This is a genomic window from Synechocystis sp. FACHB-383 (assembly GCF_014698605.1).
GTDB lineage: Bacteria > Cyanobacteriota > Cyanobacteriia > Cyanobacteriales > Microcystaceae > Synechocystis > Synechocystis salina.
This window is the reverse complement of sequence record NZ_JACJTJ010000051.1, coordinates 1-20,937: the sequence shown is the minus strand read 5'-3', so window position 1 is coordinate 20,937 and position 20,937 is coordinate 1. Positions and strand designations below refer to the sequence as shown.

17 protein-coding genes are annotated in these 20,937 nt (G+C 49.6%); 4 read left to right on the top strand and 13 right to left on the bottom strand.

Annotation, left to right across the window (positions count from 1 at the left end; genetic code table 11):
* Window positions 1-28: 28 nt before the first annotated feature.
* The 4 genes from H6G45_RS16140 to H6G45_RS16125 form a co-directional block, all read right to left on the bottom strand.
* Entirely contained in the window at window positions 29-196 is a 168-nt protein-coding gene (locus H6G45_RS16140) for a PCP reductase family protein (RefSeq protein WP_190599421.1), read from the bottom strand.
* A gap of 134 nt (window positions 197-330) precedes the next feature.
* A complete protein-coding gene (locus tag H6G45_RS16135; protein ID WP_190599420.1) occupies window positions 331-2,058 on the bottom strand; it encodes a succinate dehydrogenase/fumarate reductase flavoprotein subunit in 1,728 nt (575 codons plus the stop codon).
* Window positions 2,059-2,234: 176 nt separating this feature from the next.
* Complete coding sequence (locus tag H6G45_RS16130; RefSeq protein ID WP_190599486.1) at window positions 2,235-2,489, bottom strand: DUF6761 family protein; 255 nt, start codon at window positions 2,487-2,489, stop codon at window positions 2,235-2,237.
* Window positions 2,490-2,626: 137 nt separating this feature from the next.
* Window positions 2,627-3,163, bottom strand: coding sequence for an SH3 domain-containing protein (locus tag H6G45_RS16125; RefSeq protein WP_190599419.1), 537 nt, complete (start codon window positions 3,161-3,163; stop codon window positions 2,627-2,629).
* A gap of 153 nt (window positions 3,164-3,316) precedes the next feature.
* Between H6G45_RS16125 and H6G45_RS16120 the strand changes: the two genes are divergently transcribed.
* Window positions 3,317-4,321 (top strand): NAD(P)/FAD-dependent oxidoreductase, encoded by a 1,005-nt coding sequence (locus H6G45_RS16120; RefSeq protein WP_190599418.1) that lies wholly within the window; start codon window positions 3,317-3,319, stop codon window positions 4,319-4,321.
* Here the strand turns inward: H6G45_RS16120 and H6G45_RS16115 are convergent.
* From H6G45_RS16115 to purC, 5 genes are all read right to left on the bottom strand, one after another.
* A complete protein-coding gene (locus H6G45_RS16115) occupies window positions 4,307-5,170 on the bottom strand; it encodes a universal stress protein (protein ID WP_190599417.1) in 864 nt (287 codons plus the stop codon). The two genes, H6G45_RS16120 and H6G45_RS16115, sit on opposite strands and share 15 nt — an antisense overlap.
* Window positions 5,171-5,269: 99 nt before the next feature.
* Window positions 5,270-6,766, bottom strand: coding sequence for a SulP family inorganic anion transporter (locus tag H6G45_RS16110; RefSeq protein WP_190599416.1), 1,497 nt, complete (start codon window positions 6,764-6,766; stop codon window positions 5,270-5,272).
* 48 nt (window positions 6,767-6,814) lie between these two features.
* On the bottom strand, window positions 6,815-8,458 hold the full coding sequence (gene prfC / locus H6G45_RS16105; protein ID WP_190599415.1) for a peptide chain release factor 3: 1,644 nt from the start codon (window positions 8,456-8,458) through the stop codon (window positions 6,815-6,817).
* Window positions 8,459-8,572: 114 nt separating this feature from the next.
* Window positions 8,573-11,056: a BamA/TamA family outer membrane protein gene (locus H6G45_RS16100; protein ID WP_347338285.1), complete on the bottom strand. Its 2,484-nt coding sequence runs from the start codon at window positions 11,054-11,056 to the stop codon at window positions 8,573-8,575.
* A 233-nt stretch (window positions 11,057-11,289) separates the two neighbouring features.
* The gene (purC, locus tag H6G45_RS16095; RefSeq protein WP_190599413.1) at window positions 11,290-12,036 is read right to left on the bottom strand and encodes a phosphoribosylaminoimidazolesuccinocarboxamide synthase; all 747 of its coding nucleotides are present in this window, start codon (window positions 12,034-12,036) and stop codon (window positions 11,290-11,292) included.
* A 173-nt stretch (window positions 12,037-12,209) separates the two neighbouring features.
* On the opposite strand from purC, the gene H6G45_RS16090 reads away from it, so the two are divergent.
* The gene (locus tag H6G45_RS16090) at window positions 12,210-12,956 is read left to right on the top strand and encodes an HAD family phosphatase (protein ID WP_190599412.1); all 747 of its coding nucleotides are present in this window, start codon (window positions 12,210-12,212) and stop codon (window positions 12,954-12,956) included.
* On the opposite strand, the gene H6G45_RS16085 is transcribed toward H6G45_RS16090, so the two are convergent.
* The 3 genes from H6G45_RS16085 to H6G45_RS16075 all read right to left on the bottom strand — a co-directional run bounded on the left by H6G45_RS16085 (window position 12,953) and on the right by H6G45_RS16075 (window position 16,818).
* Complete coding sequence (locus H6G45_RS16085) at window positions 12,953-14,440, bottom strand: serine/threonine-protein kinase (protein WP_190599411.1); 1,488 nt, start codon at window positions 14,438-14,440, stop codon at window positions 12,953-12,955. The genes H6G45_RS16090 and H6G45_RS16085 overlap by 4 nt on opposite strands.
* Window positions 14,441-14,590: 150 nt before the next feature.
* Window positions 14,591-15,817 carry an ABC transporter ATP-binding protein gene (locus tag H6G45_RS16080; protein ID WP_190599485.1) on the bottom strand — a complete coding sequence of 409 codons (1,227 nt, stop codon included), beginning with the start codon at window positions 15,815-15,817 and terminating at the stop codon, window positions 14,591-14,593.
* 77 nt (window positions 15,818-15,894) lie between these two features.
* On the bottom strand, window positions 15,895-16,818 hold the full coding sequence (locus tag H6G45_RS16075; RefSeq protein WP_190599410.1) for a TIGR01777 family oxidoreductase: 924 nt from the start codon (window positions 16,816-16,818) through the stop codon (window positions 15,895-15,897).
* Between the two features lie 174 nt (window positions 16,819-16,992).
* Between H6G45_RS16075 and H6G45_RS16070 the strand changes: the two genes are divergently transcribed.
* On the top strand, window positions 16,993-17,514 hold the full coding sequence (locus tag H6G45_RS16070; RefSeq protein ID WP_190599409.1) for a bifunctional nuclease family protein: 522 nt from the start codon (window positions 16,993-16,995) through the stop codon (window positions 17,512-17,514).
* Window positions 17,515-17,654: 140 nt separating this feature from the next.
* On the top strand, window positions 17,655-20,036 hold the full coding sequence (pcrA, locus tag H6G45_RS16065; protein WP_347338284.1) for a DNA helicase PcrA: 2,382 nt from the start codon (window positions 17,655-17,657) through the stop codon (window positions 20,034-20,036).
* A 43-nt stretch (window positions 20,037-20,079) separates the two neighbouring features.
* On the opposite strand, the gene H6G45_RS16060 is transcribed toward pcrA, so the two are convergent.
* Window positions 20,080-20,667, bottom strand: coding sequence for a hypothetical protein (locus H6G45_RS16060; protein WP_190599407.1), 588 nt, complete (start codon window positions 20,665-20,667; stop codon window positions 20,080-20,082).
* Window positions 20,668-20,937: the final 270 nt, after the last annotated feature.

Here is a 20,937-nt window from a genome sequence, read left to right as displayed (position 1 = left end):
TTCAGATTAACCCACTACCAGGGCATGGCTAATTGAATTTTTGTTTAGCCTGTTCATAAACGGCTTCCGTTATCTCTGTGATGCCCGCTTCCCTAGCAAAATTTTCTATTTTCTTGCGGGCGGCAGGACGAACGAAAAAGGGAATTTCCTTTAAACGACTGGTAGCTTCGTCAGTCCAGATAATGGGATCACTCATTGAAAAAACGGGTTTAAAACTTCGCCCTTCAGGACGACTTGACAGGCATATTCTAACCCAGAGGCTTGGCCAAGACTATGCCCAGTAAAACTTAAGTGCAATCTGGCACTAGCCCCAATCCTGGCCGTTAGTAATTAATATTTACGCTCCTTGGGCTCAAAACGATTAATCACCACCGGCATATAGTCAACTTTGATTTTTTCTCCCTCAAAACTAGCCAAAGTATGGCGTAGAAATTGTTCATCGTCCCGACTGGAAAAATCTTCCCTGGCATGGGAACCCCGACTCTCCTGCCGTTGAATGGCAGAAGTTAAAATCAATTCCCCCACCGCCATAATGCTTTGCAGTTCCAAAGCTTCAATGATTTCCGTATTCCATTGCGGCTGTTTATCGTCCAAAAAGATTTGCTCGTATTGGGCCTTAAGATTTTGCACCTGGGCCAATCCCTCCGCCATGACGGATTCAGAACGGAAAACCCCGCAATGGCTAGTCATGCAATCCTGGAAAGCTTGGCGCAAGGCACTGATACGCACCGTACCCTGCTGGTTAAGAAGTTGCTCAAGGCGGTTTTGGGCCTCGGTTTTATAAACGGTTTCGTCAATGGTCGGGAGCGATCGCCCTTGGACATATTCGGCAATGCTGCGACCAGTACGACGGCCATAAACTACACATTCCAAGAGGGAGTTACTGCCCAAACGATTGCCCCCATGGACGGAAACACAGGCACATTCCCCCGCCGCAAAAAATCCTTCTGTTAACTCGTTGGCATTTTTCCTGACCCGACCATCGGTATTTACTGGAATGCCCCCCATGCAGTAATGCACCGTCGGCCGCACCGGCATTGGTTCTTCCACCGCGTCAATGCCCACTAAGCGATGAGCTTCTTCCCAACAAAAAGGAATACGGCTCATAATTTTTTCCCGCCCCATGTGGCGCAGATCGAGGTACACGTAGGGTCCTCCAGCACTGCCATCGGCATTCACGCCCCGCCCCGCTCGGATTTCCAAGGTAATCGCTCGGGAAGTAATATCCCTGGGGGCCAACTCCATGCGACTGGGGGCATAGTCTTCCATAAACCGTCGCCCCTCACTGTTAATCAAATAGGCTCCTTCTCCCCGCACCGCCTCGGAAATCAGTACCCCCACCGGATATAACCCTGTGGGATGGAACTGGACAAATTCCATATCTTCCAACGGTATTCCGGCGATCGCCGCCATGGCCAAACCATCTCCAGTGGAAGCGTAGTCATTGGAAGTGGTGTTATAAACCCGACCGTAGCCCCCCGTGGCCACCATCACCGCCTTGGCCCGGACAATTTCGATGCGGCCAGTGGCAATTTCATACATTACTAAGCCCTTAGCCTGGCCATCTTCATAGATGAGTTTCATCACATACCACTCATCATAAATTTCCACCTTATTGCGGCGGAGATTATTAACCAATTCATGCAAAATGGCATGGCCGGTTTTATCGGCGGCATAGCAAGTGCGGTTGTGGGAGTGGCCGCCAAAGGCCCGCTGGGCAATTTTGCCGTCCGGTAGGCGGGAAAAAAGAACGCCTAAATGTTCTAGTTCGATAATTACTTCCGGTGCTTCCTTGGTGAGAATTTCCACCGCATCCTGATCCGCCAAATAATCCGACCCCTTCACCGTGTCAAAGGCATGGGCCTCCCAGGAGTCCTCCGCATCAACGTTTTTCAGGCTGGCCGCAATGCCCCCCTGGGCTGCCACAGAATGGGAACGGATGGGATGGGTTTTCGCCACGATCGCCACTTTGGTATCGGGGGCCAGGCGCTTAATTTCCAGGGCTGCCCGACAACCGGCTAAACCCCCACCAACGATGACAACGTCCTGTTCAAGCATGGAAAAACCTTCAAAGAAGCAACAACGACAATCCCCTCGGGCCTGCCTTTCCTAATGCTGAATCATTTTTGGTGATTGATCAATTTTTGCTTGTCCTACTTGTGTATATTTTTCTAACTATTTTTAACTGCAGACTATCTAGGCGAGTAATTGATCAACGAATTAACCGAATTTTTCTAAAAATAGTCGTAGTCTTTTTCCGTTTCAAAAGCAGAGTAACTAAAGTTGGAAGGGTCTCTTAAAAAAGCAAAGACTTCTTCCTCCAGACGGTGGATCAAGTAGGGTTCGATTTGATTGCTATAACGCAGACAGGCAATAAACCCATCCACATAGAGGCGGATTTCCTCCATCGAACGGCTACGGTTCCATAAATCCACCATCGCATCGGTTAACTTCTGATAAAAACGAATGAGTTGGGGGTCTTGCAACATTATGGACATGGTTATGATTCACTGACTATTTCAGGCATTATCTCTGATTCTAACGAGACGGGAATACCTTTGGAAAGTTTTGTTGATCCCCGCTAGTTAAGCAATGGTCAGCATCAACCGCCAATCTCCGTCTTGATCTACGGGCAAACATAACGTTCCGTCACCCAGCCCCTCATGCCATTCATGGTTTCCACCAAGAAAAAACCGTTACTGTAACCTTCGGTGCTAACCGCAGTGCCATTGCTCAGGGTACGGTTGGCATTCTGGCTGGCATTACTGGGGCGAGCGCGCAAATATACCCGTCCGGTTTCGGCGCCGCAAATATAGGCCGGAGAGCCACCAACGGGGGAACCGCCACACAGATAGCGTTCTGTGACCCATCCGGAGGAACCATTGGCAGTTTCCACAAACACAAAGCCGTTGCGGTATTCGTATCCTTGCACAGGGGTGCCATTGCTAAGGGTGCGGTTGGCATTTTGGCTGGCATTACTGGGACGGTTCCGTAAATAAACCCTTCCGGTCTCCGCTCCACAGACAGTGAGGGCATTTTGGCTTAAGGCAGGACCCTGCAAGCAAAAAACTTGCCCCAACAGACCAAACACTGCCATCAAGTTAATGAGTTTGAAGATACGGTGGGGAGCAACTTTTGCTGTGGCATTGATGGGACCTTGCATGGTGAGTCACCATTGAATTCGATAAAAATCCTGAAAAGATTTTGATTTCCATCTAACATTATAGTTGACTAGTTGTTGCGGCCTTACCAAAGGGTTAACTAGTTCGACAAATGAAACAATTAGGTAATCAAAATTAACAAAAAGTTAACAGAAATGAAACAAATATCCGTGGTTATTGTGGGTGGTGGTCTCTGCGGTTTAATGGCGGCGGTGGTGCTTCAACGTCAGGGCTTAGAAGTGACAGTGCTGGATAAGGGCAAGGGCGTTGGGGGCAGATTAGCTTCCCGGAGATTACGCCATGGAGAAGCAGTGGGCTGTTTTGATTTTGGCGCCCAGTATTTCAAGGCTCAAGATCCTCTCTTTCTTGCTTGGGTAGAGGATTGGCTCAATGCCGGAGTGGTCAAGGTTTGGGCAGAAGGCATGGGTACGGAAACCGGCGCAATCCGTAGTCAGGGGGTCAAGCTATATCGCGGGGAACCAAGTAATCGTAGTTTGGCCCAATACCTCGCCCAGGATTTGAGGGTGGTTAATCAGGAAAGGGTTAATTCTTTTCACTGGCAGGATAATGTTTGGCAGATTCATTGTGATTCCGGGCAGGTTTATCCAGGTGATCGCCTGGTGGTGACAGCGCCGTTCCCCCAAACCTTAGACCTATTTGAGACTTCGGCCATTAAGTTGCCGGATTATGCCCACCAAACCTTCGGGACCGTGACCTATGACCCTTGTTTTAGCTTGTCTTTACTGCTAGAGCAACCCAGTTTGGTGCCTGACCCCGGTGGTCTCTGGTTGTCGGGGGAACCATTAGCTTGGATGGCTTGCAGCACGAAAAAGGGCATTTCTCCCCAAGGCTACGGGGTGACGGTGCAGGCGAGCCCGGAGTTTAGTCGTCATCATTTAGAAACCGATGCCGCCCAGGTAATCCAGTTGATGACCGAAGCGGCCCAACTCTGGTTAGGCTCAGCGGTGTTGGCTTCCCATTTACATCTCTGGCGCTATAGCCATCCCCAAAATCCCCTGGATCAACCTTTTCTCTTTGGGGATTTTCCTGGCCCAGTTTACTTTGGGGGAGATGCTTTCCATGGTGGCAAAGTGGAAGGGGCGGCCCTATCCGGATTGGCGATCGCCGAACATTTGTTGAATTCCCTAGCGAAAGGTTAGAACGGGAATGGAAGTTTTGCGTAGAACTTGAGCGGTGGTACTGCCGATGACCAAATGGCGAATACGGCTATGGCCATGGGCCCCCATTAACAATAAATCAATGGCATTATCTTCCTGGTAACGAACAATGGCTTCTTCAGCATGTCCTACCAACAATTCCGCCTGGGGCTTAAAACCAGCTTTTTCCAAGACTTTTTCCGCTGTACCCAAATTGGCGATCGCCTGGGTATCGTGATTAGTCTTGCCCACGGTGACAATGTGTAGCGGCAAATCAGCCAACAGGGGAGAATTGGTCAAAAACTGCAGAATTTTTTGGCAACTGGCACTACCGTCATAGGCAAAAAGAACTTTGGTAATGGTTTGAAACTGTTTTGGAGTGACCAAACAGGGCTTGGGAATACTGCGAATAATTCTTTCCATATTGGCTCCCAAATGGCCCTGGGCAAATTTAGCTGTTTCCCCTCTTTTACCAAGGATAATTACATCAAAATCGCTCTTTAAATCTTCTAGACAATCCAATAAAAAACCTGTTTTGTGCATAACCTGCACCGACTCTATGCCAACTTGCTGGAGGGCGTTTTTCGCCGTTGCCAGGAGCAGTTTCGCCTTTTGATGATTAAGCTTGGCTTTAGTATGTTCTAAATCCACCAATTGTTTTAATAATTCTTCAGAAGTTCCTAAGCCAATACTGCCACTTAAGTTGACCGATTCCACTGCCTTTTGAGCCCGAATATCAGTGACGTATAAAACCTTGATATTGCCACCTAACTTACTGGTCAACCAAGCGGCATAGGGATAACTTTGTTGGGCGAAATCCGATCCATCAGTGCAGAGTAAAATATTTTTCACAATGGTAGCATTCCCAAAAAATAATTAGTGATGTGTAAGTTATAAAAAAGCATGGCCACTTCTCCCAACTTCGCCCTACTTAAGTACCGATACTAAGTCTTAATTTTCAGCAGAAGAATTGATAAGTTTTAGTTCCGGTTCCTTGGTCAACTTTTGCCAAAGGGTCGCACTAGCTTCGTTTAAGCCCACCAATTCCACATCAATGCCATTGCGCCGGAACTTAGTCATAATTTGCTCCACTGTGCCCACTGCCCCTTGGTCCCAAAGATGGGCATGGGTTAAATTGATAGTAACCCGGTCTACCAATTCGTCAAAATCAAAGGCTTCAAGAAACTCTTCTTTGGAAACGAAGAAAATTTGACCAGAGACATGATAAATACGATGGTTTTCGTCCTCGGTTAAAACCCTATCCACAAAAACAAGTTGGGCAATTTTACGGGTAAAAAAGATCGTGCTCATAATAATGCCCGCCGCCACCCCTAGGGCAAAGTTACGGGTAATAATAATTAGCCCCATGGTGGTAAACATAACAATGTTTTCGCTCTGGGGAATTTTGCGAAAGTCCCGCAGGGAAGACCAACGAAAAGTTCCAATGGAAACCATAATCATCACAGCTACTAAGGTTGCCATAGGCATTTGCTGCACCCAGTCCTTTAATCCCAAAATGGCAATTAGGAGAAAAATTCCCGCCGCAAGGGTGGATAACCGGCCCCGGCCGCCGGATTGCACATTGATGACTGATTGGCCAATCATGCCACAGCCCGCCATGCCACCAAAAAAGCCAGTGACAATATTGGCAATGCCTTGGCCTTTGGCTTCTCGGTTTTTGTCGCTGGGAGTATCAGTCAATTCATCCACTAAAGATGCAGTTAAAAAGGAAGCGAGCAACCCAACGATCGCCAGGGTGAGGGAGTAAGGCAGAACAATTTGTAAAGTTTGCCAACTAAGGGGAATTTGGGGTAGTAAAAAAATTGGTAAACTTCCAGGTAACTCCCCCATATCTCCCACGGTGGGTACATCTAATTGCAAGAAAATCGTGGCATTGGTCATCACAAATAAAGCCACCAAAGGAGAAGGAAAAATCGTGGTAAACCTGGGCAGAATATAAATAATTGCTAGGGAACAGGCCAGGATTAGATAAACTAACCAATATTGACTAACCTTAGTCGGGTCTAGCTGGGGTAGCTGAGCCAAAAAAATCAACACGGCCAAAGCATTGATGTAACCCAACACCACCGCCCTGGGGACATAGCGCATTTGCTTGGCAACTTTGAAAACCCCCAACAATACCTGGAAAATTCCCGTCAGTACGGTGGCGGCCAACAGGTATTGCAAACCGTGGTCTTTGACTAAATCCACCATTAATAGGGCCATGGCCCCCGTCGCGGCGGAAATCGATCCCGATCGCCCACCGAAAAAGGCCGTCAATACAGCAATGGTGAAGGAAGCATAGAGTCCCACCTTGGGGTCAACCCCAGCAATAATCGAAAAGGCGATCGCCTCGGGAATGAGGGCCAAACCCACCACAGCCCCGGCTAATAAATCTTCCTTCGTATTGCGAAACCACTCCCGCTTTAATATTGTCCAATTGATCATTATTTCGGTCTAAAACTTAGTCTTTTACAGGATTTTTCGCAAGAATTTTTATAAGGAAGGAGGAATGGCGATCGCGCTCAATTTTAAATCGGGACAATCCCCTGCCACCTGTTCCAAATTCCACTGATTTTTAAACAATAAAACTGGGGCATCCCAGCGGTCTTTGACCACCACCGTATTAAATAGCCGTCCCGCTTTTTCTAGGGCATCCCAACCTTCCACCACCCAGCGGGCAAGGGAAAATCCCAAAGGTTCCAGGCGAGTTTCTACTCCGTATTCTTCCTGCAAACGATACTGCACCACTTCAAATTGCAATTGCCCCACCGCAGCTAAAATGGGATCCCGTTTACTTTCATCCAGGGATTGGAGAATTTGCACCGCCCCTTCTTCCTGTAGCTCCGCTACTCCCTTTTTAAAGTTTTTATACTGACTAGGATCGGTGGATTTAAGGTAGGCAAACAACTCCGGGGAAAAGGAAGGAATGGGAGGGTAAACTAATTTTTCGCCAGTGTGGACCGTATCGCCAATGGTGAATGCCCCTGGATTATTTAAACCAATCACATCCCCCGCATAGGCAATGTCCACGGATTCCCTTTCCTGGGCAAAAAGTTTTTGGGGCCTCGATAAACGCACTGTTTTTCCCGTTCGGGGATGTTTTACCACCATGTCTTTTTCAAATTTGCCGGAACAGATCCGCAAAAAAGCAATGCGGTCCCGGTGTTTGGGGTCCATATTGGCTTGGAGTTTAAACACAAAACCAGAAAATTCGGGATAGGTGGGCTCAATTTTTCCTTGGTTACTATCGTGGGCTTCGGGCTTTGCCGCATACTGCAAAAACGCTTGCAAAAATAGTTCCACCCCGAAATTGTTCATGGCACTGCCAAAAAATACTGGAGTCATTTCTCCAGCATGGACGGCGGCCAAATCAAATTCGGCCCCCGCTTCTTCGATTAATTCCAACTCATCTTGAAATTCGGCGTACACATCACTACCCAGCAAGGCTTCCAGGGCCGGATCATCCAGAGCCATGGTCTGATCCGCAGCCTTTTTACTACCGTGGGTGCCCGTGCGTTCAAACAAATGAATAGTTTTAGTTAAACGATTGTAAACGCCCCGAAACCGATCGCCAGTGCCAATGGGGTAGTTAACGGCATAGGTGGTCATGCCCAATTCCTGCTCAATTTCGTCCATCAATTCCAGGGGGGTCAAGCTGGGGCGATCGAGCTTATTGATAAAAGTAAAAATGGGCAGATGGCGCAGGCGACACACTTCAAACAGTTTGCGGGTCTGGGTTTCTAAACCCTTGGCGGCATCAATTAACATCACCGCATTGTCCGCCGCTGCCAGAGTCCGGTAGGTATCTTCACTAAAATCTTGGTGCCCGGGGGTATCGAGTAAATTGAGAATTTTGCCCCGGTAGTCGAACTGCAGCACGGTGGAAGTGATGGAAATACCCCGCTGTTGCTCCATGGCCATCCAGTCAGACGTGGCACTGCGCTGAGTACGGCGAGCTTTCACGGCCCCTGCTTCTTGAATTGCCCCCCCATAGAGCAATAATTTTTCCGTTAGGGTGGTTTTCCCTGCATCGGGGTGGGAAATGATCGCAAAATTACGACGGCGATCAACCTCTTTCAAAAGATCGTCCAGGGCTTTGTCCGAAGACGGCGCCGTTGAAGATAGGGAAGTTTGCATGCGATGGGAAAAAATAGGCGGGCATTAGCAACGGGCCCACTCTTTCTAGGCTCTAGCTGGAAGTATTGTCTCAAGTTAGCGGCGGATCTGTCCAATAGTGGGTCGAGTTTTGCCCTAGAACTTCTCACCAATGCCGAAGTTAATGCGGGATTCTCCCTCTCCAGTAAAGCCGAGGTCAATGCGGATGGGGCCCACCGGGGACTGGATTCTCACTCCGAAGCCATAGCCCACGCCGGAACCCGGTAAACCCCGGACGATGGCCGGAAAGCCTGGTACTGCCCCCTGGGAACCAAGGTTAGAGCCGTAGTCCACAAATAGGGCCCCTCCCACCGCCGCAATAATGGGGAAACGGTACTCCGCTGTGGCCTGGAAGAAGCTACGACCATTGCCCAGTTCTCCTTCCTGGTAACCCCGCACCGAGTTACTACCCCCTAAAATAAACGCTTCATAGGGCGGTAAATCCCCTAACACAGTCCCCGCTTGCACGTTGAAAGCCACCGTTTGGGGTTGGGTGGACTCCACAAAGCCAAAGCCCGTCAAATCCAGCCAGTTAACCGGGATGTAGTAGCTATAACTACCCCGCAACCGGGTCATCATAATATTGCCGGTGCCAACGGGAATGGTTTGTTCTGCCCCAAAGCGCACTAGGGAACCACTGGTGGGTTGCAAGGCATTGTTGCGGTTATCTTGGGAAGCACCAAAGGAGAGGGTGAACAGCTCGTCTACCCCGTAGTCGCTAAAGGAGAGGGGCTGGGAATTAAAGCCATTTAAAGGCGCGGAAAAGGGAGACAGGGCACCGGCGGCATTCTCAATGCGGACATTCTGGTAACCAAAACCCGCTGACAAACGCCAATCCGGAGGGGAAAACACATCATCGGCGATCGGTCTAAAAAAGGTTAGTCCTAAACCAGTACGCACTACCCTGGGACTGTCAAAGCCGTTAAAGGTACGAATGGAAGAATCGGCCCCGTCGAATACGAGGGAAATGGTCCGACGGCGGAAAAGGTTGGCAGTGTAGGAAGTACGGAATGGATCGCCCCCAATCCACGGGTCGGTAAAACTGACATCAAACAAAAGCTCCCTTTGACCCACCTGGGCTTCCACCCCAATGGTTTGGTTGTTACCCCCCAGATTTTTTTCCTGGTAACTAATGGTACCAAACAGCCCACTGGTGCTACTGATACCCCCCCCAGCGGCGATGGAGCCCGTATTACCTTCCACCACATCGACGTTGACAATTACCTCCGTGGGATCGGTACCAGGGTTAAAAGACAGCCTGACATCTTCAAACAGTCCCAGGCTATACACCCGCTGTAAATCCGTTTGGGCGCGATTGCGGTTAAAAACGTCCCCCGGCTTCAGGCGCATTTCCCTGGTGATAATGAAATCCCTGGTTCTGCCCTCCACTGGCTCGTCTTCCGAGTCAAAAAAGCGCACTTGGATATTTTCCACAATACCCTCGGCAATAACCAGAGTGACTTGGCCATCGGCTCCCACCTGGGGAGACCCCACCACCTGGGCCAGGTCATAACCCTGGTTGGAATACCATTCATTGATGGTTTTAATCCCCTCTTGTAATTCCCGCAGGTTGAGGATTTTGCCGTACTGGTCCCCAAAGGTTTCGTCCACTACTTCCTGGGGCAGAATTCGTTCCTTCCCTTCAGCCACTTCTGGCACTGTGCGTATATTCAAGCCGGTGAAAACTGGGTTGGCCTGCACTTCAAAGGTCACCCTCACTCCCAAGGGTGTATCACTGGGAGCTACCCGCACATTACTAAAGTAACCGGTGGCATAGATAGCGTTGACATCCTCTTGCAACTGACTGCGGGTAGTTGTGCGGCCGGGTTGGGTACGAATGGCGTTATAAACTAACAGCTCCAGTTCCGGGGTGGTGCCGGTAACTAATACTTCACTGACCAATACCCTTGGTTCGTCCTGGGCCGGGGCTGGAGTGGTGGTGCTGGGGCTGGCCGGAGGGGTAAAACTGGGTAGGGTCTGGGTCGGCCCCGGAGTACCTTCGGTGGTGGTGGGAGGGGCATCGGGGGTGAAGGTAGGGGCTTCCTCCACCGTTTCTTGTTCAATGGTGGTCTCCATTTCCACCTCTTCTACCTGCTCTTCCACAGGGGCTTGGGCCATTAATGGAGAGTCGTTCCCAAGCTGGTCTATGGGACTAGTTGACGTCGCTGTTGTTGCTACAGATTCCTGCTCACCCTGGGCCATGGCGGGGAGGGATGCCGTATCTTTGACTGCCTTGACGGACTCAATAGATGCCATGGAAGCAAGATCATCCACCGCTCTATCCAAATTGCCAGCCCCAACCTCCATATCTGCAGTTTCCGGGGGCAGAACCTCGATCGCCGTATTGGTCGCATCAATGGGGGAGACAATTTCCTGGGGGGAAGACGATCCAAAGGCCTCCGATTCGGAAGTGGGGCCGGGAAAATTAAGTTCCGGAGATGGGGAAACCAATAGCTCCGTGCTGTCCCCGTCGGCCAACATATTGAGGGGGGAAAATGGCTGAGTTGCCTGGGCTGGAGATGCCCCCAGAACAAGACCACTGGTTAACAAAAGAAGTCGATAGTAAGGAGAAAGAGTCACGCTTTTGTTCTGGTTTGACACGTCCTGACACCCAATTCAAGCCATTGATATTGATACAGACACAGGGGGTACGAAAAAATACCCAAAAACAACGCCGCGATGGCTAGGGATTCGCCGCGATTGCTTGCCCATTATCGAGTCCCGTCGGTTTCCTGACAAGCCGTTTGTGCAAGGTTTTAAACTGGTAGGTTGACCCAGACCCGTTGGAAAGGTTCCAAACCAAGCAAGGGCGATCAGGAGGCACCTATTTGGGACTGCAGGCGCTCAATTTGGCTTAAAACCCGTTTTTCCACCGTTTGGTAAGCGGATTCAATTTCGCCCAAATCCCGCCGGAAACGATCTTTGTCCAACACCCTGGCCTGGGGATCGGTCTGGGTGTTATCCCACAAACGACAGGTATCCGGACTAATTTCATCGGCTAAAATAATCCTCCCCTGGCGATCGCCGCCGAATTCTAACTTGAAGTCCACCAGGGTAATGTCGCACTGGGCAAAGAATCGTTGGAGATGCTGGTTAATATTTAGGGCCAAGTCCTTGAGGGTCTGCAATCCCGCTTCATCGGTGACCCCCAAGAGCAAGGCCCGCTCCCAAGTCAGCAGGGGATCCCCTAGGGCATCATCTTTAAAGTAGAACTCCACCAGCGGGTTGGCCAAGACCAAGCCTTCCTTCAAACCAGTTTGCTTACAAAGACTACCGGCGGCAATATTACGCACTACCACCTCCAAGGGAATGATTTTCACCGCTTTGACCAACATTTGATTGTTTTGGGGGCAGTCAAGGTAATGGGTGGGAATCCCTAGGGTTTCTAGCCAGCGGAATAGGGCCGCTGAAATGGCGCAGTTGATGGCTCCTTTGCCCTGGATCTGGCCTTTTTTTTGGGCATTAAAGGCGGTGGCGTCGTCTTTAAAAATAGTTAGCAGTACATCTGGATCCTCTGTGGGGTAAAGGATTTTAGCCTTGCCTTCGTACAGTTTTTCCATGGAAGAGTTACCAAAATTGACAGCGAACTAACCTTGGGGCTGACCTGACCCTGAACCGATTTTAGCGGAGATGGGTATTAATACTTGGCTCCGGCGAAGGAAAGATTACCATGGTGATGTGGGGTGCTGGGGTGCCAGTCCCATCGGCCTAGGGAGCAAGAGGAGACCATCAAATGTTAAAGGCAGTGTTATTAGACTTTAATGGCGTGGTGATCAACGACGAAGCCATTCACCGGGCCCTAATTGACGAGTTGCTCCTCACGGAAAATTTGCGTCCCCTCACCCCAGCCGATTACCAACAATTTTGTTTAGGCCGCAGTGACCGGGCCTGTTTGGTGGATTTGTTTGAGCATCGGGGTCGGGGGTTAACGGAAGCCTATCTGCAAAAGTTAATTGACCGCAAAGCGGAGAGCTACCATCAAAAATTGGTGGCCGTGGAAACCCTACCTATCTATGACGGACTGAAGGATTTTCTGGAAAAGTTGCAGTTACAACGATTGGCGATCGCCTTGGTGACGGGGGCTGTGAGGGCGGAAGTGCAATATGTCCTAAACCGGTCTGGGCTAGCATCGTACTTTCCGGTCATTGTGGCGGGGGATGATATTACTGCGAGCAAACCCCAACCGGACGGTTATCAACTGGCCATCACCAAACTCAATCAATGGCGTCAAAGCCAAGCGGTGGCCGATAGCCTATTGGATGATACCGCTCCCCTCTTGCCGGAAAATTGTCTGGCGATCGAGGATACCTTTGCTGGCATTGAAGCGGCGAAAAAGGCCGGCATTGGGGTGGTTGGCATTGCCCACACCTACCCCTATCACTTCATGCAACGGCAAGCGAACTGGGCCGTGGACCGCTTTGATGAGTTGGATCTAGACCGTTTACAGGTAATTTTTTCTCGGCCCAAGGTGGCAGTTTAAACCTTACTTAAAACCGCAAATAACAATTTGAGAATTAGCAAAAACAGAGCAATGGTGGCCATAACGGCGATCGCCCCGGCCATGGCGGCAATAATGACCGTGACAAGGACGGGAAAATCCAATTGGGCCGCCAATTCGACGATCACGGGCCAGCGGCTCAAACCCGGCACGGCTAATAAAGCCAAAATGGTTAGGGTATTGAGGCTCAACATTTCTGTTACTTCTAACCAGCGCTTAAATTGGGCAAAAATTATTCCCGCCACCACCATGCCCAAAATACCTAGACTAATATTGGTTTGGGGAAAGAGGGTGACAGCAATAATGCCCCAAAAAACTACGACGGAACCGGTTAAAGCCCCTTGGAACAGAACTTTGATAACCGGCAAATTTTGCACCGCTTGGCTAATTTTACCCGGGGTTTTGGGGGGGGCTGGAGTTGGAGCAGAACTTGCTGGGGTTGGTTGAATTTGGGTATTGGCACCTTGGGGAGTGGATGCTACGGCCCCCGGTGGAGATTTACCCTGATTGCCCTTACCACCGTTGAGAACTGCCAAGACCTCGTCGGCACTGGCGTAACGGTCCTTGGGGGTGGGTAAAAGCAAACGATCAATCACATCGGCCAAAGGTTGACTAACCTGCAAACCAGGCGATCGCCAATTCCATTGGTTATGGTAAGCGTCATACAAATCCTGGGCCGTTTTGCCCGTTAACAGATAAAGACAAGTTACAGCCAAAGCATATAAATCCGTGGCGGGATAAACCTGGTTGCCAGCCATTTGTTCCGGCGGCGCAAAACCCATGGAGTAAATCCCCGTGGAACTTTCGTTGCTTGTCCCCACCCCGGCGGTTGCCTGCTTCACTGCCCCAAAATCCAACAGGTACAATTTGCCCTCTTGGTCCCGCATTAAATTAGATGGCTTAATATCCCGGTGGATCGCTCCGGTGCCGTGGACGAAACTAAGAATTTTGAGCATTTCCGTCAGCACCCACAGCACTTCTGCTTCCGCCATGGGACCGTGTTTTTCAACGGTTTTTTCCAAATCCTGACCGTTAATAAATTCCTGCACCAAATAAAAAAATTGATCCTGTTTCCCAGTGCGGGGATCGTCCACCAACAGGGGAAAGTAGGCAAACAAATCGGGAATCTGATCATGGCGATTGCCCAACTTTTCCAACACCACCGCTTCCCGTTCAAACAGGGATAAAGCTAAATCCAATTGCTCTTGATTTAAATTCCCCGACGGTTGAAATTGCTTAACCACGCAAAAACGCATGGTGGGGGTAAACCGGTCTAGGGCAAGATAGGCGGCCCCAAAACCTCCCTGTCCTAAAAGTTTCACCGGCAAATATCTACCGGCCAAAATCAGCGGCATCCGACAACTGGTGCAAAACCTTTGTTGCACTGTTTGCAAGGTGTTGCGATTATCCAGGTCAGGAAAAGAATTTAAACGGGCACAACCGGGGCGGGTGCAGAGCAGATCCATTGGCTGGTAAGGGTCTGATAGGTTTGGGCGGACTCAGCCCCAGTTTATCTTGTTTTTTTATTAACCTCGGCTGAATGGTGGGAAAATTGGCTTTGGCTGATAGTCCGTTTTGTTTCCTTTTCAAGTCCACTTTCAGAATCCTTAATCTTCCTAGCGTTGATTGATCGCCTGTTCAGTTTTCGCGTCAAACAGATGGATTTTTTCAGGGTTGATCGCCAACCAGAGTTGTTCCCCCACCTGGAGCAGATGATCAGGGGCAATGCGAGCCTGTAGGGTTAGCTCCGGTTCCGTCACTAAATGGGCATAGATAAAAGTATCGTTACCGAGGGCTTCCACCAAATTTACTTTCACAGGGAAAGCGTCGGATCCTTCGGCGCTAAGGACAAAACTTTCTGGCCTTACTCCCAAAATTAGGGAACGACCCACGTAGGGAGCCACTAGTTCGTGCCATTTTGCCGGCAGATTTAGGGCAAAGGCGGGATGTTGCAGCACTGTAGCCGATGCCACTTTGAGGGTAAAAAAGTTCATGGGAGGAGAACCGATAAATTCCCCCACAAAACGGTTGGCGGGCTGATTGTACAAAGTTAAAGGGGGCGCAATCTGTTGGATTACCCCCTGGTTGAGCACCGCTATCCGATCGCCCATGGTCATAGCTTCGGTTTGGTCGTGGGTGACGTAAATGGTGGTGATGCCCAGTTGCCGCTGAATTTGCACAATCTGACTGCGGGTTTCCGCTCGCAATTTGGCATCCAGGTTGGACAGGGGTTCATCCATCAAAAAGACCTGAGGATTCCTGGCGATCGCCCGACCGAGGGCCACTCGTTGCTTTTGCCCACCGGATAATTGTTTGGGCAGACGGTCTAGCAAATGATCGATTTGCAATTGTTGGGCCACTTGGTTGACCCGTTGAGCCAACACCTTTTCCTGGGCTGACAGATAATGCAAAGACTTGGGCAACGGCTTGGTGATGCCCCGTAAGCTGTCCCCTACCCAGCGGGGTAATTTATCCTCAGTCTGACTATTTTCCCGATCAGGCATGCGCCGCAAACCAAAGGCAATGTTGTCGTAAACGCTCAGATGGGGATAGAGGGCATAGCTTTGGAACACCATGGCAATGTCCCTGGCCTTGGGGGGTAAATCATTGACCCGGCGATCGCCAATGTAAATTTGGCCCCCTGTCACAGTTTCTAAACCCGCAATTAACCGCAGGAGAGTACTTTTGCCACAACCGGAGGGGCCCACCAGGACCATAAATTCCCCATCGGCAATTTCTAGGTTAATGGCCTTGAGCACATTTACCGGAGCCCCTTCCTTAGCCTGATTTTTGCCTTGGGGAGGGAAACTTTTGTAGAGGTTTTCGACAATTACCTGGGCCACAGCGGAAACCGAAATCAATGGGCATCAGAGCATCCTAGCACCTTAATTAGGCTTATCCCTGCTGATAGATATGGATATTAACTTGCCAAAATTTGCCGCAGACTGGTTTCTAGGTCTGGCGCTTGGAATTGAAAATCTGTTTTGGCGATCGCCTCTGGTAAAACCTGTTGCCCTTCCAGCACCAACTTGGCCGCTTCTCCTAGGAGTAATTCCAAAGCAATATCCGGCACCGGCAACCAGGAAGGACGGGCTAACACTTTCCCCAGGGTATGGCAAAATTCCTTCATCTTGACCGGATTGGGCGCTGTGGCGTTAAAGGTACCCCGCAGTGATGGGTCAGTCAAGGCCTTGTCAATCAGAGCAACCAAATCCCGCCGATCAATCCAGGAAAACCATTGTTCTCCACTGCCCAGAGGTCCCCCCGCAAATAATTTAAACGGTGGCAACATTTTGCCCAACGCACCGCCATCGGCCCCCAGTACAATGCCAATGCGCAAGATCACTAACCTAACCCCCAAGGACTCTACTGGGTGGGCGGCATTTTCCCACGCCTGACAAACTTCGGCCAGAAAATCATCCCCCGCTGGACTCCTTTCCGTAAAAATCTCTGTTTCGCTAGTGCCGTAGTAGCCAATGGCTGACCCGGAAATCATTACCTGGGGCTTCCGTTCTGCTTTGGCGATCGCTTCCACCAACTTTTCCGTACCTAGTTTCCGACTATCAAAAATTGCGGTTTTGTAAGCTTCCGTCCACCGTTCCGAAATGGGTTCCCCCGCCAGATTAATCACCGCATCCTGGCCATTGACCTGTTCCTGCCAGGGACCACTCTCCGTCGCTTCATAGGCGATCGCCTTTAACTGGGGGAAACTACTGGGGGGAAATAACCGTTGGGCCTTGGGCACACTACGCACCAACAAAGTTAGCTCATGGCCCTGTTGATGTAGCAGGGGCACCAAAGAACGCCCCACAAAGCCCGTCACCCCAGTCAAAATAATTTTCATTAATGTACGCTTCCCACCACCAGCAGTAATGTGCCATTGCCAATCTTCCCCATCTTAGGAGGAACTGCCCACGCTGAACAACCTACTATCAATGCCATTGCCCAGGCGGGAGAGGGAGTGGGTTAAAATAAAATCCTGCATTGTGCTGTCAATGTTCCCCAGAGGATCTACCCAATGATTGAGATGAGAGTAGCTGGCATTGCCCTCGATGCGGTAAGTCGCAGTCCCATCGTATTGCTCAAGGATGGATCTGAACGGCGGGCATTACCTATTTACATTAGCCAAGACCAGGCCCGTTCGATTATCGGAGCCTTAGAAAATCAAAAACCTAGTCGTCCCCTCACCCATGACCTGATGGTTAATCTCCTCACTACCTGGGATGTGGACCTCAAAAAAATTATCATTCATTCCCTGCAGGACAACACTTTTTACGCCGTGCTCTGCTGTGTGCAGGGGGATCAAATCAGGGAAATTGACTGCCGCCCCAGTGATGCCATTTCCCTTGCCCTGCGGATGGATAGTCCCATTTGGGTGATGGAAGAAGTATTGGCTGATGCTTCCATTCCGGTGGATCGGGATGCGGACGAAGAGGAAAGACAAGCTTTTCGCAATTTTCTCGACAATGTTAGCCCCGAAGCCTTGATTAAACAGGCTCGCCTCAGTTCCGATAGCTTTGAAGCGGAATCCGATAGCTAGGGGCGATGTTAGTTCAGATTGGCAGATTGTGGCGTAGACCTATCAACAACAGGCAGTGGAAATAGAAAAGGACGACAGCAAAAAATAATTTCCCTTGGTTGATTGCTAAACTTAATTGTTGATTGAACCTTGAGCTTAGTGTGCCCATGACTGTTGTCCCCGACTACCTTGCCCATCTTAATCCCTCCCAAAGACGGGCGGTGGAGCATTTTTGTGGTCCCCTCCTAGTAGTGGCCGGGGCCGGCTCGGGGAAAACCAGAGCACTAACCTACCGCATTGCCCACCTCATTCGTCAACATCGTATCAATCCGGAAAATATTTTGGCGGTCACCTTCACCAATAAAGCCGCCAAGGAAATGAAGGAACGGTTGGAAAAGATCTTTGCCCAAACCTGGGCCCAGCAGGAATTTAATCAACGCTGGGAATTGTTGGGGGAATATGAACAAAAACAGTTGCTTTCCAGGGTGTACAAAACAGTTACGAAACCCCTCTGGATTGGCACTTTCCACAGTCTATGTTCTCGTATTCTCCGCTACGATATTGATAAATATCAGGACACCAGTGGCCGCCGTTGGACAAAACAATTTTCCATTTTCGATGAAAGTGACGTGCAAAGTTTATTTAAGACCATTGTCACTAAAGATATGGATTTGGACGAAAAACAGTTCAATCCTAAGAGCATCCGCTACCAGGTCAGTAATGCTAAAAACCTCGGGCAATCACCGGAAATTTATCTACGGGAAAATCGCAGCTATAAAGGCAGAGTTATTGCGGAAGTTTACCAAGCTTACCAAAACCAATTGGCGGCCAATAATGCCCTAGATTTTGATGATTTAATTCTCATTCCCACCCGTTTATTCCAACAAAATGAATCCGTTTTAGGCTACTGGCACCGCAAGTTTAATCATATTTTGGTGGACGAATACCAAGACACTAATCGCATTCAGTATGATTTAATTCGCTTACTAAGTACTAATGGGGAAGAACGACGATCGGAGTGGGATTGGCGGGGACGCTCCACTTTTGTGGTGGGGGATGCGGACCAATCTATTTACAGTTTCCGCATGGCGGACTTTACCATTCTGCTCAATTTTCAGGATGATTTTGGTGATCGCCTGGTGGATGAACAAACCACCACCATGGTTAAGCTAGAGGAGAATTACCGTTCCCGGGAAAATATTCTCCAGGCGGCTAACCATTTAATTGAACATAATAGCCAACGCATTGATAAGGTGCTAAAGGCTACCCGCAGCGGCGGAGATGATATTATCCTTTACCAAGCCGATGATGAACGAGATGAATCCCGTTTCGTAATTAATAAAATCCTAACTTTAAAGAAAAATAATCCCGAACTAAACTTTGGCAGCTTTGCCATTTTGTATCGCACCAATGCCCAATCCCGGGCCTTTGAAGAGCAGTTATTAAATAATAATATTCGCTACAATATTGTCGGTGGTTTTCGCTTTTACGATCGCCAGGAAATCAAAGATGCCATTGCTTACCTCCGGGTATTGGTGAATCCGGCGGATACGGTCAGCTTGTTACGGATTATCAATACTCCCCGACGGGGCATTGGTAAGTCCACCATTGAGGGTTTCGTCAATGCCTCCAAAGAATTGGACATTCCCCTGTGGGAAATTATCACCGACGAAACTTCTGTGAATACCCTAGCCGGGCGATCAGCCAAAAAAACGCTGCAATTTGCCCGCATGCTCCAGGAGATCCAAAGCCAGGTTGGTGACCTTTCGGCGTCGGAAGCCCTCAATTTGGTATTAGAAAAATCCAACTATGTGGAAGATCTCAGGCAAAAAAGCACAGAAGAAGCGGATAATCGCCTAGCCAACCTGGGGGAATTGGACAATGCCGTGCGACAGTTTGAAGCGGAAAGTGAAGATCCCAGCCTAGTGGAGTTTTTGGCTTCGGCATCCCTCACCTCCGACCTTGATGACTTGGAGGAATCCGGCGATGAAGTTTCTCTCATGACGCTCCATTCTGCCAAGGGCTTGGAATTTCCAGTGGTCTTTTTGGTGGGGTTGGAGCAGGGCACCTGTCCCCACGCCCGCAGCTTAAACGATCCCTTGGATCTGGAGGAGGAACGTCGTCTATGCTACGTGGGCATTACCCGGGCCCAAGAAAATCTCTTTTTAACCCATGCCCGCATGCGTTACGTCTGGGGTTCTTTGGAAACAAAAATTCCCTCCCAATTCCTCCAGGAATTACCGCCGGATTTACTGGCCGATGGCTCAACGGGTCGAAAAAATAGTCGCCATGTCCCCGCCGCCGATCCCAAGGGTCCTTCCATTGCCCAAAAACAGGCCCGGAAACCAGCCAGTTTCCAGTCTGCCAAACCAGCCAAAGAACTGATCTGGAACGTTGGCGATCGGGTAATGCATAACAATTTTGGCGAAGGCACTGTAACCCACATTTTGGGCAAGGGCCACAAGGCTAATTTGGCCATCAAGTTTCCCGGCATTGGGGTGAAAATTATTGACCCTAGTTTCGCCCCTCTACGCCGCCCTTAACTCCCAAAATTTTTCCGTTGCTAATACTAAGCCATGCTGCACCTCAAGATTCTTGAGACCCTTGCCTTGAAGGCTTTTCGTCCGAAACTGTAACTTTTTGTTCAAATGCGCACGTTGGTTCTCTTAGAAACAGCAACCATTTCACCCTTGCCAGAAGGTAGCGGAGAGTCCAACAATTGAGATAGGGACTGAGAAAGTGCCATCCTTCCCGATGGACTCGCCTGTGATAAAAAACCAGCGTGTAAGCAAAATCGCGAATTCTTCGTCCCCAGTAGATCCGCTGAATGCCGCCGAGATCAAGGCGAATGCCATGGCGACTGTAGTTGGCGTAGTTGAGAGGATTAAGGGGGGTGAGTTGCTGCTGTTGAGCTAGACTATCATAGGAGCGTCCAGGGCGAGTTTTAGGACAATCATCCGGTTCAATCCATTCACACAGCATCCAGGTGAGTCCAGCGGCATGGAACTGCGCTACGTCACGGGTGACATGCTGGGATTGCAAATATATTCCTACTGGTATCTCAGACCAAACGCCATGTTGCCAGACGAAATCCGGCTCGAAAAAGGCTTTAAATGCCCAGGAATGCGTCTTCTCCCCGTATGTTATGTCAAGCTTAACTACCTGTCCGATCATTCCACTTCCAGCATGGCTGACGCGAAGTTCCAGAGTACCTTGCAGACTCTGAAGGTGGAGAGTTGTTTTTGGGAAGGGCTGCGGTGATCTCCCTACACTCTGTGCTAAGCGATCAAAAAAGGCAAGAAGCAGTGGTTCTGGCAAATAATCACAGAAAATATAGCAAAGAACGAGATAGTTAGGACAATTCTCGCAAAGCTATATCCAATGCAGAAATTAGCGATTCTCCCTTACTAACAAGTTGGGAAACATAACGTTTTAGTCTCGCCC

What these genes read in the sequence shown, in the direction of transcription:
- H6G45_RS16140 (WP_190599421.1), bottom strand. Translation starts at nt 196, where the DNA reads ATGAGTGATCCCATTATCTGGACTGACGAAGCTACCAGTCGTTTAAAG.
- H6G45_RS16135 (WP_190599420.1), bottom strand. Translation starts at nt 2,058, where the DNA reads ATGCTTGAACAGGACGTTGTCATCGTTGGTGGGGGTTTAGCCGGTTGT.
- H6G45_RS16130 (WP_190599486.1), bottom strand. Translation starts at nt 2,489, where the DNA reads ATGTTGCAAGACCCCCAACTCATTCGTTTTTATCAGAAGTTAACCGAT.
- H6G45_RS16125 (WP_190599419.1), bottom strand. Translation starts at nt 3,163, where the DNA reads ATGCAAGGTCCCATCAATGCCACAGCAAAAGTTGCTCCCCACCGTATC.
- H6G45_RS16120 (WP_190599418.1), top strand. Translation starts at nt 3,317, where the DNA reads ATGAAACAAATATCCGTGGTTATTGTGGGTGGTGGTCTCTGCGGTTTA.
- H6G45_RS16110 (WP_190599416.1), bottom strand. Translation starts at nt 6,766, where the DNA reads ATGATCAATTGGACAATATTAAAGCGGGAGTGGTTTCGCAATACGAAG.
- prfC (WP_190599415.1), bottom strand. Translation starts at nt 8,458, where the DNA reads ATGCAAACTTCCCTATCTTCAACGGCGCCGTCTTCGGACAAAGCCCTG.
- purC (WP_190599413.1), bottom strand. Translation starts at nt 12,036, where the DNA reads ATGGAAAAACTGTACGAAGGCAAGGCTAAAATCCTTTACCCCACAGAG.
- H6G45_RS16090 (WP_190599412.1), top strand. Translation starts at nt 12,210, where the DNA reads ATGTTAAAGGCAGTGTTATTAGACTTTAATGGCGTGGTGATCAACGAC.
- H6G45_RS16085 (WP_190599411.1), bottom strand. Translation starts at nt 14,440, where the DNA reads ATGGATCTGCTCTGCACCCGCCCCGGTTGTGCCCGTTTAAATTCTTTT.
- H6G45_RS16075 (WP_190599410.1), bottom strand. Translation starts at nt 16,818, where the DNA reads ATGAAAATTATTTTGACTGGGGTGACGGGCTTTGTGGGGCGTTCTTTG.
- H6G45_RS16070 (WP_190599409.1), top strand. Translation starts at nt 16,993, where the DNA reads ATGATTGAGATGAGAGTAGCTGGCATTGCCCTCGATGCGGTAAGTCGC.
- H6G45_RS16060 (WP_190599407.1), bottom strand. Translation starts at nt 20,667, where the DNA reads ATGATCGGACAGGTAGTTAAGCTTGACATAACATACGGGGAGAAGACG.